Below are 16,831 nucleotides of genomic sequence, written 5' to 3'. Positions count from 1 at the left end.
CGTACTTTGAAAGCACAAATTATTATTCAGTCCGCAGCACAACGACCTGATTTAAAAGATGCCGCTGATGAGATTATTTATCATAACTGGCCTTTGTTTATGCAGAATTCTCCAATGGGAGATGAGTATTGGGACGAATTATTTAAGCCAGACTTTAGCCATTTTCAACAATTTGCTATTTTACAGCAAGGGGAAAAACAGCGGTTAATTGGTGTTGCTAATTCAGTGCCTTTCCCTTGGGAAGGAGGTTCATTGGAACAACTGCCGGATAGTGGCTGGGATGAAGTTTTACGCCGAGGTATGCTTGCCCGTGGAAAGACGGGGACGAAAATGTTGTCGGCATTATCAGTAACGGTATCTCCTGAATTTCGGGGTAAGAATTTACCGGCATTGCTTATTGGTGGTTTAAAGCAAGTGGCGATTAAAGTCGGGTTGAAAGGATTGGTTGTTCCTGTCAGACCAACGTTGAAGAAGTGCTACCCTTTACAGGATTTCGCACAATACTGCGAATGGAAAAATGACAAAAATGAACCTTTTGATCCTTGGATTCGGACGCATTGGCGGCTGGGAGCGAGGATTATTCAACCTGCCATGCGCTCAATGTATATCGATGCTACGCTTGATAAATGGCAGGAATGGACAAGCATGAAATTCCCGCAAAGTGGTCAGTATGTTATTCCTGGTGGTTTAGTGCCGTTGGTAGTGAATGTACAACAAACAGGCTATTACATTGAGCCCAATTTATGGATGTCTTACAGCCTGAATGATTAATCTATTAACCGCTCAACATGGGTATAAACCGTTGCCCTGCCGGGTTTACAAAAACCAACCAGTGTCAGATTACATTGATCAGCGACTTCTACAGCCAGTGAAGTCGCTGCTGAAACAGCAAATAAAATCTCAACGCCACAGGTAGCAGATTTTTGTACCATTTCATAGCTGGCACGGCTGGATACCAGAACAGAGCCTTGTTGCCAGCCTGCTTTGGCTTTCATTCCCAGCATCTTGTCCAACGCAACGTGACGGCCTACATCTTCGCACCCCCCCAATAACTCACCTTTTGGACTGATCCAACTTGCCGCATGAGTACAACCGGTCAGTGCGCCAATATCCTGAACATGAATCAATTGGGAAAGGGCATAATCAAGATGGCTTAATGAAAAGGTTTGAGTGAAAGGCAGTGGGATAATTGGACGAAAAATATCAGAAAGTTGTTCTGTACCGCAGATCCCGCACCCCGTCCGTCCTGCCATATTGCGCCTGCGCTCTTTTAACCCAGCAAAGCGGCGGCTGGAAAGCTCTATTTGCAGCTCAATTCCGCCACGACAATTGACGAGAATATCAACGCCCCGAATTTCTTGTTGAGATTCAATAATGCCTTCAGACAGTGAGAACCCAATAGCGAAATATTCGAGATCTTTGGGACTGGCCATCATCACAACATGTGAGATACCGTTGTAGACCAAAGCCACAGGAATTTCTTCTGCAACCCAATCGGCTTTGAGTGTATTGAGCTGATACTTTTGTTGCACATTCGTTTGTTTTGCACCTTCAATCACATCAAATTGCAACAACTTCCCTGATCTTGTGTTATGCATTAAATAAATTACCTAATAGTGTTGCTACATAATAATAATGTGGAAAAAAGAGTCTATACTATTTGTCAGACAATGAATCTGATCACGCTACGGAAAGTGATTAATAATAGAGAACACATTCAAGATTTTTCCCGTGAGGGAATGGATGGTTGTTTAAGACAATGTGAATGAGGAGATCCCCCATGCAAGTCAGCAGAAGGCAGTTCTTTAAGATCTGCGCTGGCGGTATGGCGGGTACGACGGTGGCAGCGTTGGGCTTTGTTCCAACTGCGGCTCTTGCACAAACACGTAGCTATAAACTATTACGTGCGCGTGAAACCCGAAATACCTGTACGTACTGCTCTGTCGGTTGTGGACTGTTGATGTACAGCCTTGGCGATGGCGCAAAAAATGCGAAAGAAAGTATTTTCCATATTGAGGGTGATCCAGATCACCCGGTGAACCGTGGCGCGCTGTGCCCTAAGGGGGCGGGTCTGATTGACTTTATCCACAGCGAAAGCCGCCTGAAATATCCAGAATACCGTGCTGCCGGTTCTGACAAATGGCAACGTATCTCTTGGGATGAGGCATTTGATCGCATCGCTAAGTTAATGAAAGCCGATCGTGATGCTAATTTTGTTAAAACCAACAAAGGGGGTGTCACAGTCAACCGGTGGCTGACGACGGGGATGCTATGTGCGTCCGCTTCCAGTAATGAAACAGGTTATCTGACGCAAAAATTTAGTCGCGCTCTCGGCATGCTCGCCGTAGACAACCAGGCGCGTGTCTGACACGGACCAACGGTAGCAAGTCTTGCTCCAACATTTGGTCGCGGTGCGATGACCAACCACTGGGTTGATATTAAGAACGCGAATCTGATTGTCGTGATGGGGGGTAATGCAGCCGAAGCGCATCCGGTGGGATTTCGCTGGGCAATGGAAGCGAAAATCCATAATAACGCCAGGTTAATCGTGATCGATCCACGTTTTACCCGTACAGCATCTGTAGCGGATTTCTATACGCCAATCCGTTCCGGTACTGATATTGCCTTCTTGTCAGGTGTAATTTTATACCTGCTAACCAACCATAAGATTAACCGTGAATATGTTGAGGCGTACACTAACGCCAGTCTTATCGTGCGTGAAGATTACTCGTTCGATGATGGTTTATTCAGCGGTTATGATGCAGAAAACCGTAAATACGACAAAACCAGTTGGAACTATGCACTGGATGAAAATGGTTTTGCCAAACGTGATATCACACTAAGTCATCCGCATTGTGTATGGAACCTGTTAAAAGAGCACGTTAGCCGCTATACGCCTGATGTTGTCAGTGATATTTGTGGCACGCCAAAAGATGATTTTCTGAAAGTCTGTGAATATATTGCAGAGACTTGCGTTAAGGACAAGACCGCTTCCTTCTTGTACGCACTGGGTTGGACTCAACACTCAGTTGGTGCACAAAACATCCGTACTATGGCAATGATCCAACTGCTGTTGGGCAACATGGGTATGGCTGGTGGCGGTGTTAACGCATTGCGTGGTCACTCGAATATTCAGGGATTGACTGATTTAGGGCTATTGTCGCAGAGCTTGCCGGGATATTTGACATTGCCGTCAGAGAAACAGGCCGATTTGCAAACTTACTTACAGGCAAATACACCGAAACCCCTGTTGCCAGGTCAGGTTAACTACTGGGGTAATTATCCGAAATTCTTTATCAGTCTGATGAAGAGCTTCTATGGTGATAACGCCCGTCAGGATAACGATTGGGGTTTTGACTGGTTGCCTAAGTGGGACAAAAGTTATGACGTTCTGCAATTTTTCGAAATGATGTCGAAAGGTGAAGTGAACGGCTATATTTGTCAGGGCTTTAACCCGGTTGCTTCATTCCCGGATAAAAACAAAGTGGTTGATGCACTGTCAAAGCTGAAATTCCTAATCACTATTGACCCACTTAATACTGAAACATCCACTTTCTGGCAGAACCACGGTGAATTTAACGACGTTGATTCAGCTAAAATTCAGACAGAAGTTTTCCGTCTGCCGTGTTGCTGTTTTGCAGAAGAAAACGGCTCGATTGTTAACTCTGGCCGCTGGTTGCAATGGCACTGGAAAGGGGCTGATGCGCCGGGAGAAGCTATCGGTGATGGCGAAATCCTCTCTGGTATCTTCAAACGTATGCGGGATATGTATCGTGCAGAAAGAGGAGTATTACCAGAGCAGGTGCTGAATATGACTTGGGATTACTTCAACCCGGACAGTCCTACATCGGAAGAGGTAGCTCAGGAGAGTAATGGCCGGGCACTAGTTGATCTGATTGATGCTGATGGCAAAGTTATGGTGAAGCAAGGTCAGCAATTGACCTCTTTTGCCCAGCTACGTGATGACGGCACTACCGCCAGTGGTTGTTGGATCTTTGCCGGAAGCTGGACACCAGAAGGTAACCAGATGGCCCGTCGTGATAATTCTGACCCGTCAGGTTTGGGTAATACACTGGGTTGGGCCTGGGCGTGGCCGCTAAACCGTCGTATTTTGTATAACCGTGCATCGGCTGATCCGCAGGGTAAACCGTGGGACCCGAAACGTCAGTTATTGACGTGGCGTGGTGCTAAGTGGGATGGGGCTGATATTCCTGATTACAGTGTGGCTGCACCGGAAACCGATGTAGGTCCGTTTATCATGCAACCGGAAGGTATGGGGCGTCTGTTCGCTATTGATAAGATGGCAGAAGGTCCGTTTCCTGAACACTACGAACCCTTTGAAACGCCGTTGGGTACCAATCCGTTGCATCCGAATGTGATATCTAACCCGGCTGCCCGTGTGTTCAAAAGTGACTTTGAGGCTATGGGGAAGGCGGATAAATTCCCCTATGTGGGAACCACTTACCGCCTGACTGAACATTTTCACTACTGGACAAAACATGCATTACTGAACTCGATTATCCAGCCTGAGCAGTTTGTGGAAATCGGTGAAAAACTGGCAGAGAAGAAAGGCATCAAACACGGAGATACTGTCAAAGTCAGTTCGAACCGTGGCTACATTAAGGCGAAAGCGGTCGTCACCAAACGTATTCGGACTCTGCATGTGCACGGACGTGAAGTGGATACTATCGGTATTCCCATTCATTGGGGTTTTGAAGGCGCGGCTAAAAAAGGCTTTATTGCTAATACGCTGACACCCTTTGTTGGTGATGCGAACACACAAACGCCTGAATTCAAAGCGTTTCTGGTTAATGTGGAAAAGGTATAAGGGGAAAAATTATGTCATTGCAAACTCAAGACATTATTCGTCGCTCTGCCACCCACTCTTTCACTCCTGCGCCCCGGGTGCGGGATGACCAGGAAGAAGTTGCGAAGCTGATTGATGTCACAACGTGTATTGGTTGTAAAGCTTGTCAGGTGGCCTGTTCCGAATGGAACGATATCCGTGATGAAATCGGTTATAACGTGGGTGTTTATGATAACCCGGCTGATTTAACCGCTAAATCATGGACCGTGATGCGCTTTTCGGAAGTTGAAGAGAATGGCAAGCTGGAGTGGCTTATCCGCAAGGATGGTTGTATGCACTGTGCTGATCCGGGCTGCTTGAAAGCTTGTCCGGCGGAAGGTGCGATCATCCAGTATGCTAATGGGATTGTTGATTTCCAGTCAGAACACTGTATTGGTTGTGGTTACTGTATCGCGGGTTGCCCGTTCAATGTGCCGCGTATTAACAAAGAGGACAACCGGGTATACAAATGTACCTTATGTGTTGACCGCGTTGGTGTCGGTCAGGAGCCTGCTTGTGTGAAAACCTGTCCGACCGGTGCAATCCATTTTGGCAGTAAAAAAGCGATGAAAGATTTGGCTGCTGAACGGGTCACTGAGTTGAAAGGCCGTGGTTATGAGAATGCTGGCCTGTACGATCCGGCAGGGGTTGGGGGTACTCATGTGATGTATGTGTTGCACCATAGTGATAAACCTCAGTTATATCATGGCCTACCGGATAATCCGTCTATCAGCCCGACAGTCACCTTCTGGAAAGGTATTTGGAAGCCTCTGGCTGCGGTGGGGTTTGCGGCGACATTTGCTGCCAGTCTTTTCCATTATGTGGGTATTGGTCCGAATCGTGTGACTGAGGAAGACGAGGAAGATGCGCGTCGTGATGCAGAATCTTCACAGAAATCAGCCAATGGGGAGGAGCAGAGATGAAAAAGAGAAAGGATATTATTATCCGTCACTCACCGGTTGAGCGGGTAAACCACTGGGCGGTAGTACTCTGTTTTCTGTTTACCGCCATCAGCGGATTGGGATTCTTTTTCCCCTCTTTTAACTGGCTGATGAATATTTTCGGTACACCTCAGTTGTCACGGATTTTGCATCCGTTTGCTGGCTCTGTGATGTTTGTTTTGTTTATCTTTATGTTTTTTAGATACTTCAAACATAACTTTATCGACAAAGACGACATTGTATGGCTGAAAAATATTCGTAAGATTTTGAGAAATGAGGAAGCCGGTGATATCGGTCAATACAACTTGGGTCAGAAAGGTGTCTATTGGTCTATCAGTGTCTGTCTGATATTGCTGGCCGTCAGTGGTATTATTATCTGGCGTCCATATTTTGCTGATTTCTTCTCTATCCCGGTTATCCGTGTTGCTCTATTGGTTCATTCAATGTCAGCCATTGGTTTGATCTTGACCATTATTATTCATGCTTATGCGGCATTCTGGGTGAAAGGTTCTATCCGGGCTATGGTTGAAGGCTGGGTGACTCGCGGGTGGGCGAAGAAGCATCATCCACGTTGGTATCGTGAAGTGATGAAACAGGAGAGACAGGAAGATAAGCTCTGATATATAATAATCAAGGCAGAGTAGTTATATTCTGCCTATTACTCATTAAGTTTGAGCAATACAGGAAATTATTAAAATAAAAATGGCATCAAATATTTCGATACCATTTATTATATGCCCAGTTCTTAAAAAAACAATATCCATATGATTATCTTTAAAGGTGTCCTGACTGGCTTGTGATTTATTTTACACCCAGTTCGATAATTGAATATAACTCATTTATATTTTTAGTGTTTTTAATAACAAGTCCTGCTTGGTCAGCCAGATATTCGAATTCAGTCAAGTAACGCTCTTTTCCTGATAATAGTACATCCATTGTAATATCTGTAGATTTTATTCTTTCTGATTGCGATTTTTTTATTAATCCTATCAATAAAATAGTTGCATCATTGTCCATCGCTTTTCGACAATTTTTTAAAATTAATATTGAATCATTATCAGACCAATTATGGATAATATTCTTTAAAATATATAAATCGTAACCTGAAGGAATTGATTTAAAAAAATCTCCATCTATAAACTCTATATTTTCTGAAACAGGAATTTCATTATATATATCTAATACAGCGTAATGTTTTCCTTTCACCTTTTCGCTAATTCTTATTAAAAGATTTCCTTCTCCTCCTCCAAGATCTAATATTCTGTTGTATTGACTAAGATCATAAGTATCAAGCAGTTTTCCAATTATTTTGTCTGAGTTTTTTGACATAAAACGATCAAAGTTTGATTTAAGTAATTGATTACTTTTCAAATAATCAAAGAATGGTTTTCCATGTGCTATTTCAAATGCGGGTTTGCTATTATTTTCAAGTAGGGATTTTGAATACATTAACCAAGCGTGCCAAAACTCTGGGCTAATCTCACATTTTGTCATGAGTGATTCCATACTTTCAGGATTGGCAAGTGCACTGCATTCATCAGAAAGCGCGACTCTATCGTTGTTGCCAACTAATACCCCTATTTCGATTAAGAAATCACATAATCGGCTAAGGCGGGAATGATCAATACCAGATTTATGGGAAAGTTCGTTGATATCGATATAAGCTCCATTTTTAAAGTGAACTGATAATCCTGTATCAACAAAAGCATAAATTACGGCTGATTTTCTATATGATGTAATCAGATCGATTAGCATAGCGTTATCCTTATATCTTCATATTTATAGAGAAATGAAGTATTTTCTCAAATATACATTACCTATAGTTTATTTTATTCCTAGTTGGATAATTGAAGATGATTCATCTATATCTTTAGTATCCTGAATGACCAGCCCGGCTTGGTTAGCTAAGTATTCGAATTCATTCAAGAAACGTTCTTTTCCTGAAAATAGTACATCCATTAATATGTCTAAAAATATAACCATGCTGGATTGTGATTTTTTCGTGTAGTTTATCAATAAGACAGTTGCACCGTTATCCATTGCCTTTCGGCAATTTTCCAAAATTAATATTGCGTCATTATCAGACCAATCATGAAGAATATTCTTTAAAATATATAAATCATAACCTGATGGAACTGATTTTAGAAAATCTCCATTTATAAACTCTATATTTTCTGAAACAGGAATTTCATTATATCTGTCCAATACAGCGTAGTGTTTTACTTTTACTTTTTCTCTGATTTTTATCAAAAGATTTCCCTCTCCACCTCCAACGTCTAATATTCTGTTGTATTGACTAAAATCATAAATATCAAGTAACTTTTCAATTATTCTGTCTGAGGTTTTTGACATTGCGGAGTCAAAAATTGATCTGACTAATTTATTGTTATCAAAATATTCAAAGAATGGTTTTCCATGTGCTATTTCAAATGCCGATTTTCCATCATTTTCAAGTAAGGATTTGGGGTACATTGACCAAACGTTCCAGCAATCTGGGCTGAGTTCCCACTTTATAAATAATGATTCCATACTTTCAGGATCGGCAAGTGCACGGCATTCATCAGAAAGTGCAACTTTATCGTTTTTGTTCACTAATACCCCTACTTCAATTAAGAAATCACATAATCGGTTAAGGCGAGAATGATCAATACCAAATTTATGAGAAAGATCACTGATATCGATATAGGCCCCATCTTTAAAATGGACCGATAATCCTGTATCAACAAAAGCGTAAATTGCAGCTGATTTTCTATATGAGGTAATAAGTTCGACTAGCATTGAGTTATCCTTTATGTATTTATATTATAAAGAAATGAAGTGTTTTATCTAAAGTCCAGGAAGTGCCATTACGACTGATTGGATATTTTTACTAAAATGTGATTATTAGCTTTGTTATTTTTTCCTGGTGATATAGTGAAGATCTAATTCTCTTTACTTGATAATTGTTTAACTTAATTTGAACACGTGTTTGAGTTAGGCTATTAACTATCAGACTATCTTAAATCTGATAAAAAGAAATGATGAAGATCACAATTGGCAGAACATAACCTGCTCGCTGAATATTATTTTAATACGTATATGTCACGTTGATATAAAATGAAAATTGGCATCTAAGATTATGATGCCAATTTTATATATAAATTTCTTAATAATGCAATATCCATATAATTATCTTTGGAAGTAATCCATAACTACCTATAATTTATTTTACCTTTAGTTCAATAGTTGAAAATGTTTCATCTATATCTTTATTATCTTTAATGGTGAGTCCTGCTTGATTAGCCAGATATTCGACTTCATCCAAATAGCGCTCTTTCGATAAAAATAGCATATCCATTAATATGCTCATAGAGTTAGCTATTGGGGATTGTGGCTTTTTCATCATGCTTATCAATAAGATAGTTGCACCATCATCCATTGCTTTTCGGCAATTATTTAAAATTGATATTACGTCATTATCACTCCAATTATGGATGATATTCATTAAGATATATAAATCATAACCTGATGGAATAGATTTCATAAAATCTCCATTTATGAAATCTATATCTTCTGAAACAGGAAGTTCATTATATCTATCTAATACAGCATAATGTTTTCCTTTTACTTTTTCATTAATGCTTTTCAGAAGATGTCCTCTTGCGCCTCCAACATCTAACATTCTGTTATATTGATTAAAATCATAAACATCAAGCAAATTTTTAATTAATGTATTAGAGTTTTTTGTCATTAGAGCATCGAAATCTGCTCTGAGTGATTTATTATCCGCTAGATGTTCAAAAATTGTCTTTCCATATACCATTTCAAATGCTGATTTACCATTGTTTTCACGTAGAGATTTTGAATACATTACCCAAGAGTTCCAATGTTCTTGGTTGGTTTCATATTTTATCATTAATGACTCTAGACTTTCAGGGTCGGTAAGTGCACTGCATTCGTCAGAAAGTGTTATTCCGTGATTGTTGCTAACCAATACTCCTATTTCAATTAAATAATCACATAATTGATTAAGGCGAGATTTGTCAACGCCAGATTTATGGGAAAGCTCGTCTATATCTACGCAGGCCCCATTTTTAAAGTGATCAGATAATCCTGTATCAACAAAAGCGTAAATTGCGGCTGTTTTTCTATGCGATGTAATCAGGTCGATTAGCATTGAGTTATCCTTTATGTGATTATTTTATAAATAAGGTATTTCATCTAAAGTCCAGGAAATATCATTATGACTAATTAGATATCTTTGGAACATACTTTAACCAAATTGTAATTATTAACTTTGCTATTTTTTCCTTATTAGGTGATGAGGTTTTAATTCGGCTTGCTTCCCAATTGGTTAACTCAATTTGATTGATCATGGTTAATTTATCCAATATCAAGATAGCATAACATTTGGGACGTCAGAATTACATGAACAGAGCAGTAAATCAACAATGTATTATTAAAGTATTGCATCTGTCACCTTAATTACTCATTTTTAGGAATGAATGATTAACTAAAGATTATATTAAATCGAATAAAAATAAATGACGAAGATCACAATTAACTATTTTTGTTTTTACAATCAAATGGCAGGAAATAACATAGTGGGATATTTTTTTATAGATTAATTTATGAAAAAAATTAATAATTATAAAACCTGAAAAATTGTAGGTGTTTTTTGAATATATTGGTTGCTGTTGAGTACACAACTTTCTATATCATTACCTAGATTTTTACTGTAATTTCCTAATTCTCTCTGTGGCCCAGAGCCCGCTTTTGATCTATGCTGAGACTAAAAACAGGCTTAAGATTATTATTAGCCTAAAAGCCGCAAAGCAGATAACAGGAAGATAGAACTTAATGAGTATTCGCATCGTTCCTAAAGAACAATTGAGCAAAGATCGTACCAATGAAAAAGCAACAGATTATATCCCGCCACTGCTTTTTGCTAATCTGAAAAATCTCTATCAGCGCCGGGCTGAACGTCTGCAACAACTGGCAGAAGATAACCCATTTGCTGACTATCTTAACTTTGCAGCGGAAGTTGCTCAGGCCCAACAAAAAGTGCTGCATGACAATCCATTGAAAATAGAGATAGTGGATATTCTGGAAAAATCTGCCGCTGAAGGTAAACCACCTCTGGATTGCAAAACATTTCCACGCACTCAGCATTGGCAAAAACTGTTTCACTCTCTGATAGCAGAATTAGCGCCGGATGCACCGGAACACGTCAGTGCCGCTCTGGATAATCTGGAAAAAGCGTCGGAGCAGGAACTGGAACAGATGGCTGATGCTTTGCTGAAAAATGAATTTAATAAAGTTAGTTCTGAAAAAGCACTCTTTATCTGGGCTGCACTTTCCCTGTATTGGGCACAAATGGCAAATCAAATTCCAGGAAAGGCGAGAGCAGAATATGGTGAGCATCGTCAGTTTTGCCCGGTTTGCAGCAGTATTCCCGTCGCCAGTGTTGTTCAGATTGGCACAACCAACGGGCTGCGTTACCTGCATTGCAGCTTGTGTGAAAGTGAATGGCATATGGTACGGGTGAAATGCAGTAACTGTGAACAGACCCGTGATCTGAATTATTGGTCATTAAAGAGTGAGCAAGCCGCAGTGAAAGCGGAAAGTTGCGGTGATTGTGGCAGTTATCTGAAAATCCTCTATCAGGAAAAAGATCCAAAAGTTGAGGCGATTGCTGATGATCTGGCTTCACTGATCCTTGATGCTAAAATGGAAGAGGAAGGTTTTGCCCGCAGTAGCATCAACCCGTTCTTGTTTCCAAATGAGTAAGTGTTAATCGACGGAATTGCCATGACACAAAAACCGTGCCCGTTATACAGCCAGATCCCCTCCATTGATCGCCTGTTGCATGAACCACAGATAGCACCGTTTGTGGAACAATATGGACAGACGTTAATCACTGTGACATTAAGAAGAATGCAGGAGCAGGTCAGAATAAATATCAAGCAGTATCAGGAATTACCTGATTGGTGTGATAACTGGGCTGCGGCACTTGGTCAGCGACTGGAGCGGAAGCAAGCTTTGGCTTTAAAGCCGGTGTTTAATCTTAGTGGCACTGTGCTTCATACCAATCTTGGCCGGGCATTACTGGCCGAACCGGTTATTGAAGCGGTAATACAAGTGATGCGTTCACCGGTAACGTTAGAATATTCTCTCAATGGCGCCGAGCGTGGGCATCGCGATCGCGCTTTGGCGAATTTACTGTGTGAATTAACGGGTGCGGAAGATGCCTGTATCGTTAATAACAATGCAGCGGCTGTATTGTTATTGTTGGCAACGGTGGCGTCAGGTAAGCAAGTTGTCGTTTCCCGTGGTGAGTTGGTGGAAATCGGTGGCGCATTCCGTATTCCTGATGTGATGGTTCAGGCAGGGTGCCAATTGGTTGAAGTCGGTACGACTAACCGTACTCACCTGAGAGATTATCAGCAGGCTATCAATGAAGAGACCGCCCTTCTGATGAAGGTGCATGCCAGTAATTACAGCATCGAAGGTTTTACCGCGGAAGTGTCTGGTCTTGAATTGGCCGCTTTGGGAGTGAAATATCAAATTCCTACAGCAATTGATTTGGGTAGTGGCTCCATGGTTAATGTGGCGCAATATGGGCTGCCGGCTGAACCGATGCCTCAGGACTATCTGGATAAAGGCATCGATTTGGTGACTTTCTCTGGTGATAAATTACTGGGGGGGCCACAGGCTGGAATTATTCTGGGTAAAAAACAATGGATAGAAGCTATCCAGCGTCATCCACTGAAACGTGCTTTGCGGGCAGACAAAATGACTTTAGCCGCTCTGGAAGCGACTTTACGGTTGTATCAGCGCCCTGAACAACTCTGCCAGCAGTTGCCAACGTTGCGTTTGTTAACCCGCCAACAGCAAGAAATGCATGATGTGGCACAACAGCTATTGCCTGAGATTCAGGCATATTATGGTGACCGATTTATTGTTCGTAGTGAGCCATGTTATTCACAGATTGGCAGTGGTTCGCTGCCGGTTGATCGTCTGCCTAGTTGGGCTTTAACTTTCGTTGCCGCTGATGGTCAAGGGAGCACACTGGAACAGCTGGCCCGTTGTTGGCGTGGATTGGCGAAACCCGTTATTGGCCGTATCTCTGGAGGGCGCTTGTGGCTCGATTTACGTTGTCTGGAAGATGGAAAGGCATTGTTGCAGGCACTATTACTATAATTTTCTGGAACTACCATAATTTTCTGAAACTACTATGATTTTTGCCACAGCAGGTCATGTTGACCATGGTAAAACCACACTGATTCAAGCTATTACCGGCGTTAATACGGCACATTTGCCGGAAGAGAAAAAACGGGGCATGACCATCGATCTCGGTTATGCCTATTGGCCGCAGTCGGATGGATCTTCGATTGGTTTTGTGGATGTGCCCGGACATGAGAAATTCCTCGCCAATATGCTGGCAGGGGTCGGTGGTATCGATCATGTTTTGTTAGTGGTCGCCTGTGACGATGGGGTAATGGCTCAGACTAGAGAACATTTAGTTATTCTGCGTTTGATTGGCTGCCCAGCGGTGATAGTTGCTCTCACTAAAGCAGACCGGGTGGAACCGCAACGGATAATTGACGTTCGCCAACAGGTTGAATATGAGCTGATAACTCAAGGTTGGATTGATTTCCCTCTGTTTGTCACGGCTGCTACTGAGGAAGAGAGCGTTGTCCCTCTAAGGCAACATCTGTTGCAGTTACATCAGCGAAATCAGCAGCATGAAAAATTACATCAGCGTTTTCGTTTGGCGATCGATCGCGCTTTCAGTGTAAAAGGTGCGGGTCTGGTGGTGACAGGCACGGCATTGGCCGGCCAAGTTAGTGTAGGCGATATTCTCTGGCTGACCGGCAGTGATAAACAAATCAGAGTGCGTGGCCTGCACGCTCAGAATCAACAGACAAGTACGGCTCAGGCCGGGCAGCGTATTGCACTGAATATCATCGGTGATGTGAGTAAAGAACAGGTTTCCCGTGGTGACTGGCTACTTTCCCAAAAACCTTTTGAAAATGTGGAGAAGGTACTGGTGGAAGTGGAAACTGATGAACCTTTGCGAAATTGGCAATCTCTTCATATTCATCATGCCGCCAGCCATATAACGGGTCGGATTTCGTTACTGAATCAGCTTTCTGATACGCCTCGGTTGGCTGAATTGGTGCTTGATAGCCCATTATGGTTGGTTGAGAATGACCGGCTGATATTGCGCGATATCAGTGCCAGAAAAACACTTGCCGGGGCTCGGGTGATAAACCTCAATTCTCCCCGCCGTGGTAAGCGCCAGCCAGAATTTTTGCATTGGCTCACCCAGCTTGCCAAAACATCGGACCATGCGACTAACTTAGCGCTCCATTTGCTACGAGGTGCACTTTCTCTTAGTCATTTTTCTTGGGCGCGCCAGTTAATGGAAACGGATCTCCATCAGTTACTGGCTGATATGGATGTGATTATTGCCGATGGTATGGTGTTATCACAAAGCAATGCCAGATTGGCGGAACAGAAATTGTTACAGGTTTTGGCTGAATACCATCAGCAACATGCTGATCAACTGGGTTTGGGAAGGGCGCGCCTGAAACGGATGGCGTTGCCAACGCTGAATGAAGCGCTGGTTTATACTCTGATAAATCTCTTGCTCAGGGATGGGCAATTAAAACAGTCACATGGTTGGTTATATCTTCCTGAGCATGGTTTGGCTTTCAGTGATGAACAGGCAAAACTGTGGCAACGAGTAGCTCCCTATTTTACCGATGATCCCTGGTGGGTACGTGAATTGGCTTCTGATTTAAAGGAAGAAGAGGCGACAATTCGTAGTTTGTTGAAAAAATCAGCTCAATTGGGACATATTACCGCTATTGTTCCGGATCGCTATTATTGTAGCCAACGAATTCAGCAGTTTGCGGAACTTATCCGCAAGTTTAATCAAAATCATGGTGCGATTACTGCCGCCGACTTTCGTGATGAATTAGGTATTGGTCGTAAATTGGCTATTCAGATCCTAGAGTTCTTTGATCACAGTGGTTTTACCCGCCGTCAGGCTGAATCACATATTCTTAGGGATAATGGACTATTCTGATAATTTTTTGCCCAAAATGTAGGCAATTTTAGCAGAATGACAGTTTTGTTTCTGTTGATTTAACCAGCTTGTGTTATTTTTGCTAACTGTTATCGGCGTGAGCTTTCTATTAACGGGATTTGGTACGGTATGAAAAGAAAGATAATATCGGGTGTTTATCTGGGATTATTGTTTATTGCAACTTTAATACTGGTTTTTGAAAAAAGTGAAGATATTTATCCGGCGCTGATCGCTGTCGGTGTGTTTGGTGTGATATTTGGTCTGGTATTTTTTGTGTCAGCCCGGTTACTGTTTTCTGCCGCCTTTACCGGAACACTGTTTATTATCTTTAAGTTCCTTAATCAGATAAAGATTCATTACTACAAAGAACAGTTGATGTTCTCTGACCTTAACCTGATGTTTGATCCTTCTAATCAGGAAACATTGCGACACTATTGGCTGGCTGGCCTGGGAGTTGTCGCTATGTTTATCTGGTTGATATTTAATATGACTCTGAGCTGGAAAAAATCATCACCTTTACGTGGCTTCAAATGGCGTACTGCCAGCCTGGTGCTGGTTGCGTTCTGTACATGGGAAGTGAGCTTTACTGCCAACGCGTTTAGAGATCAATGGGAATCTTCACTGCCAAAAGGGCGTGGTACAGTGACCAATATGGTGATGTCAGCTAAAGATGCCAAACATCGTGTGCCTCAGTTTGGGCAATCATCCGATTATTTCCTGCAACAGGCTAAGAATATCACGCTGCCTGTGTCTCAGTCAGAAATCAAACCCGATGTGGTGTTGCTATTGCAGGAATCTACTGTTACTCCGCATATTTATCAGCTGCCTGATGATTCCCGCCTGCCGGATCTGTATATGTTCCAGCGGGATTCTGGGGTCAGCGCACAAAGCCCAATGCGGGTACAAACTTTCGGTGGGGGTACCTGGTTATCTGAATTCTCTGTTCTGACGGGTTTGAATACCGATGATTTTGGCTCACGTAAGAATGCTGTTTTTTATTTTATCGTTGATCACCTGAAATACAGCCTGTTCCGCGAGATGAAACAGAATGGCTATTACACTGTTGTTTTGACTCCATTTAATAAATCCTCCTATCATTCTGGTCATGCTTATCAGACGCTGGGTGTTGACCGTATTATCCAGCCGCAGGAGCTAGGGTATCCCGCCAGTCCTGATGAAAATCTGTGGACCATCTCTACACAAGAGATGTTGAGCTATGTGAAAGAAATTCTGGCACAGGAAACCGATAAGCCGTTGTTTATTTTCTCACTGACTATGTATGAACATGGCCCATATGATGAAGATCATTCAGATGATTACGGACTTTCCGGGCATGTGAAAAATTCACAAGCTGTTGGTAAGTTCAGTCACTATATGGAGAAAATCAAAGCTTCTGACCCGGCAATCAGAGATTTCAGTGAGTTTGTTGCTAAACGGGAAAAACCTACCATTTTTCTCTACTTTGGTGATCATCAACCCAACATCGAACTAGGTCAGTACAATAGCGTATTTTCAAATCCGGGTTATATCACTCAGTTCACTATGCGGGATAACCTAAAACAGGGAAGCCCTGTTCAGACTGATGAGCTGACGGATATTTCATTCCTTGGTGGAATGATTGTAGAGAGAGCTAAACTGGATGCTTCACCTTTTTACCGGGCGAATATGACGATGCGCCACCTTTGTCGGGGGGCGCTGGATGATTGTCAGGATAAAGCGCTGGTGGATAGTTACAAACACTATATTTATCAGCAATTGGAAGTGGCAGGTAAAAAATAAGCCGTAAAATAATGAGTGGGTGGGTGCCATATAAATATGGCGCTTGCTGCACTTCAGATGCAGGTAAACACTCTCCAATTTCAACTTTCTGCAACTGTTTTTCAATTTCAATCATTTATTGCGACAGAAATATAGCAAAGAGAATCATTTTTCTTATCGGACTGTTCGCATACCTAGTTAACAATATCA

At 42.1% G+C, this 16,831-nt stretch carries 12 protein-coding genes; 8 read left to right on the top strand and 4 right to left on the bottom strand.

Translation table 11 applies throughout. The annotated features are described in order from the left end of the window. Nucleotides 1–6: 6 nt before the first annotated feature. Nucleotides 7–771 (top strand): transferase, encoded by a 765-nt coding sequence (locus ACGF63_RS17630; protein ID WP_152964061.1) that lies wholly within the window; start codon nt 7–9, stop codon nt 769–771. Here the strand turns inward: ACGF63_RS17630 and fdhD are convergent. Beyond that, nucleotides 768–1,598, bottom strand: coding sequence for a formate dehydrogenase accessory sulfurtransferase FdhD (fdhD, locus tag ACGF63_RS17625; protein ID WP_152964060.1), 831 nt, complete (start codon nt 1,596–1,598; stop codon nt 768–770). The two genes, ACGF63_RS17630 and fdhD, sit on opposite strands and share 4 nt — an antisense overlap. A 182-nt stretch (nt 1,599–1,780) precedes the next feature. On the opposite strand from fdhD, the gene fdnG reads away from it, so the two are divergent. From fdnG to fdoI, 3 genes are read left to right on the top strand one after another with little or no spacing between them, the layout of a single operon-like run. Then, entirely contained in the window at nt 1,781–4,828 is a 3,048-nt protein-coding gene (fdnG, locus tag ACGF63_RS17620) for a formate dehydrogenase-N subunit alpha (RefSeq protein ID WP_387632394.1), read from the top strand. Nucleotides 4,829–4,839: 11 nt separating this feature from the next. After that, nucleotides 4,840–5,769, top strand: coding sequence for a formate dehydrogenase subunit beta (fdxH, locus tag ACGF63_RS17615; protein WP_152964058.1), 930 nt, complete (start codon nt 4,840–4,842; stop codon nt 5,767–5,769). Then, a complete protein-coding gene (gene fdoI, locus ACGF63_RS17610) occupies nt 5,766–6,407 on the top strand; it encodes a formate dehydrogenase cytochrome b556 subunit (RefSeq protein ID WP_387632391.1) in 642 nt (213 codons plus the stop codon). The genes fdxH and fdoI overlap by 4 nt, the downstream gene beginning before the upstream one ends. Nucleotides 6,408–6,588: 181 nt before the next feature. Here fdoI and ACGF63_RS17605 read toward each other — a convergent pair whose 3' ends face one another. The 3 genes from ACGF63_RS17605 to ACGF63_RS17595 form a co-directional block, all read right to left on the bottom strand. Next, complete coding sequence (locus ACGF63_RS17605; RefSeq protein ID WP_387632389.1) at nt 6,589–7,542, bottom strand: methyltransferase; 954 nt, start codon at nt 7,540–7,542, stop codon at nt 6,589–6,591. Between the two features lie 69 nt (nt 7,543–7,611). After that, nucleotides 7,612–8,565 carry a methyltransferase gene (locus ACGF63_RS17600; RefSeq protein ID WP_152964055.1) on the bottom strand — a complete coding sequence of 318 codons (954 nt, stop codon included), beginning with the start codon at nt 8,563–8,565 and terminating at the stop codon, nt 7,612–7,614. Nucleotides 8,566–8,989: 424 nt separating this feature from the next. Continuing rightward, nucleotides 8,990–9,943, bottom strand: coding sequence for a methyltransferase (locus ACGF63_RS17595; RefSeq protein ID WP_387632385.1), 954 nt, complete (start codon nt 9,941–9,943; stop codon nt 8,990–8,992). 683 nt (nt 9,944–10,626) lie between these two features. Between ACGF63_RS17595 and fdhE the strand changes: the two genes are divergently transcribed. The 4 genes from fdhE (at nt 10,627) to ACGF63_RS17575 (ending at nt 16,642) form a co-directional block, all read left to right on the top strand. Then, nucleotides 10,627–11,556, top strand: coding sequence for a formate dehydrogenase accessory protein FdhE (gene fdhE / locus ACGF63_RS17590; protein WP_036845379.1), 930 nt, complete (start codon nt 10,627–10,629; stop codon nt 11,554–11,556). Between the two features lie 21 nt (nt 11,557–11,577). Then, nucleotides 11,578–12,969 carry an L-seryl-tRNA(Sec) selenium transferase gene (selA, locus tag ACGF63_RS17585; RefSeq protein ID WP_387632382.1) on the top strand — a complete coding sequence of 464 codons (1,392 nt, stop codon included), beginning with the start codon at nt 11,578–11,580 and terminating at the stop codon, nt 12,967–12,969. Nucleotides 12,970–13,003: 34 nt separating this feature from the next. After that, the gene (gene selB / locus ACGF63_RS17580) at nt 13,004–14,863 is read left to right on the top strand and encodes a selenocysteine-specific translation elongation factor (RefSeq protein ID WP_387632379.1); all 1,860 of its coding nucleotides are present in this window, start codon (nt 13,004–13,006) and stop codon (nt 14,861–14,863) included. Nucleotides 14,864–14,992: 129 nt separating this feature from the next. After that, nucleotides 14,993–16,642: an LTA synthase family protein gene (locus ACGF63_RS17575; RefSeq protein WP_152964051.1), complete on the top strand. Its 1,650-nt coding sequence runs from the start codon at nt 14,993–14,995 to the stop codon at nt 16,640–16,642. Nucleotides 16,643–16,831: the final 189 nt, after the last annotated feature.

Source organism: Photorhabdus sp. RM322S (genome assembly GCF_042879395.1).
Classification (GTDB): Bacteria; Pseudomonadota; Gammaproteobacteria; order Enterobacterales; family Enterobacteriaceae; genus Photorhabdus; species Photorhabdus khanii.
This window is presented reverse-complemented; position numbering and strand designations above follow the sequence as displayed.

Bases quoted from the DNA above. Each gene is read 5' to 3' on its own strand.
- fdhD (WP_152964060.1), bottom strand. From the start codon at position 1,598: ATGCATAACACAAGATCAGGGAAGTTGTTGCAATTTGATGTGATTGAA.
- fdxH (WP_152964058.1), top strand. From the start codon at position 4,840: ATGTCATTGCAAACTCAAGACATTATTCGTCGCTCTGCCACCCACTCT.
- fdoI (WP_387632391.1), top strand. From the start codon at position 5,766: ATGAAAAAGAGAAAGGATATTATTATCCGTCACTCACCGGTTGAGCGG.
- ACGF63_RS17605 (WP_387632389.1), bottom strand. From the start codon at position 7,542: ATGCTAATCGATCTGATTACATCATATAGAAAATCAGCCGTAATTTAT.
- ACGF63_RS17600 (WP_152964055.1), bottom strand. From the start codon at position 8,565: ATGCTAGTCGAACTTATTACCTCATATAGAAAATCAGCTGCAATTTAC.
- ACGF63_RS17595 (WP_387632385.1), bottom strand. From the start codon at position 9,943: ATGCTAATCGACCTGATTACATCGCATAGAAAAACAGCCGCAATTTAC.
- fdhE (WP_036845379.1), top strand. From the start codon at position 10,627: ATGAGTATTCGCATCGTTCCTAAAGAACAATTGAGCAAAGATCGTACC.
- selA (WP_387632382.1), top strand. From the start codon at position 11,578: ATGACACAAAAACCGTGCCCGTTATACAGCCAGATCCCCTCCATTGAT.
- selB (WP_387632379.1), top strand. From the start codon at position 13,004: ATGATTTTTGCCACAGCAGGTCATGTTGACCATGGTAAAACCACACTG.
- ACGF63_RS17575 (WP_152964051.1), top strand. From the start codon at position 14,993: ATGAAAAGAAAGATAATATCGGGTGTTTATCTGGGATTATTGTTTATT.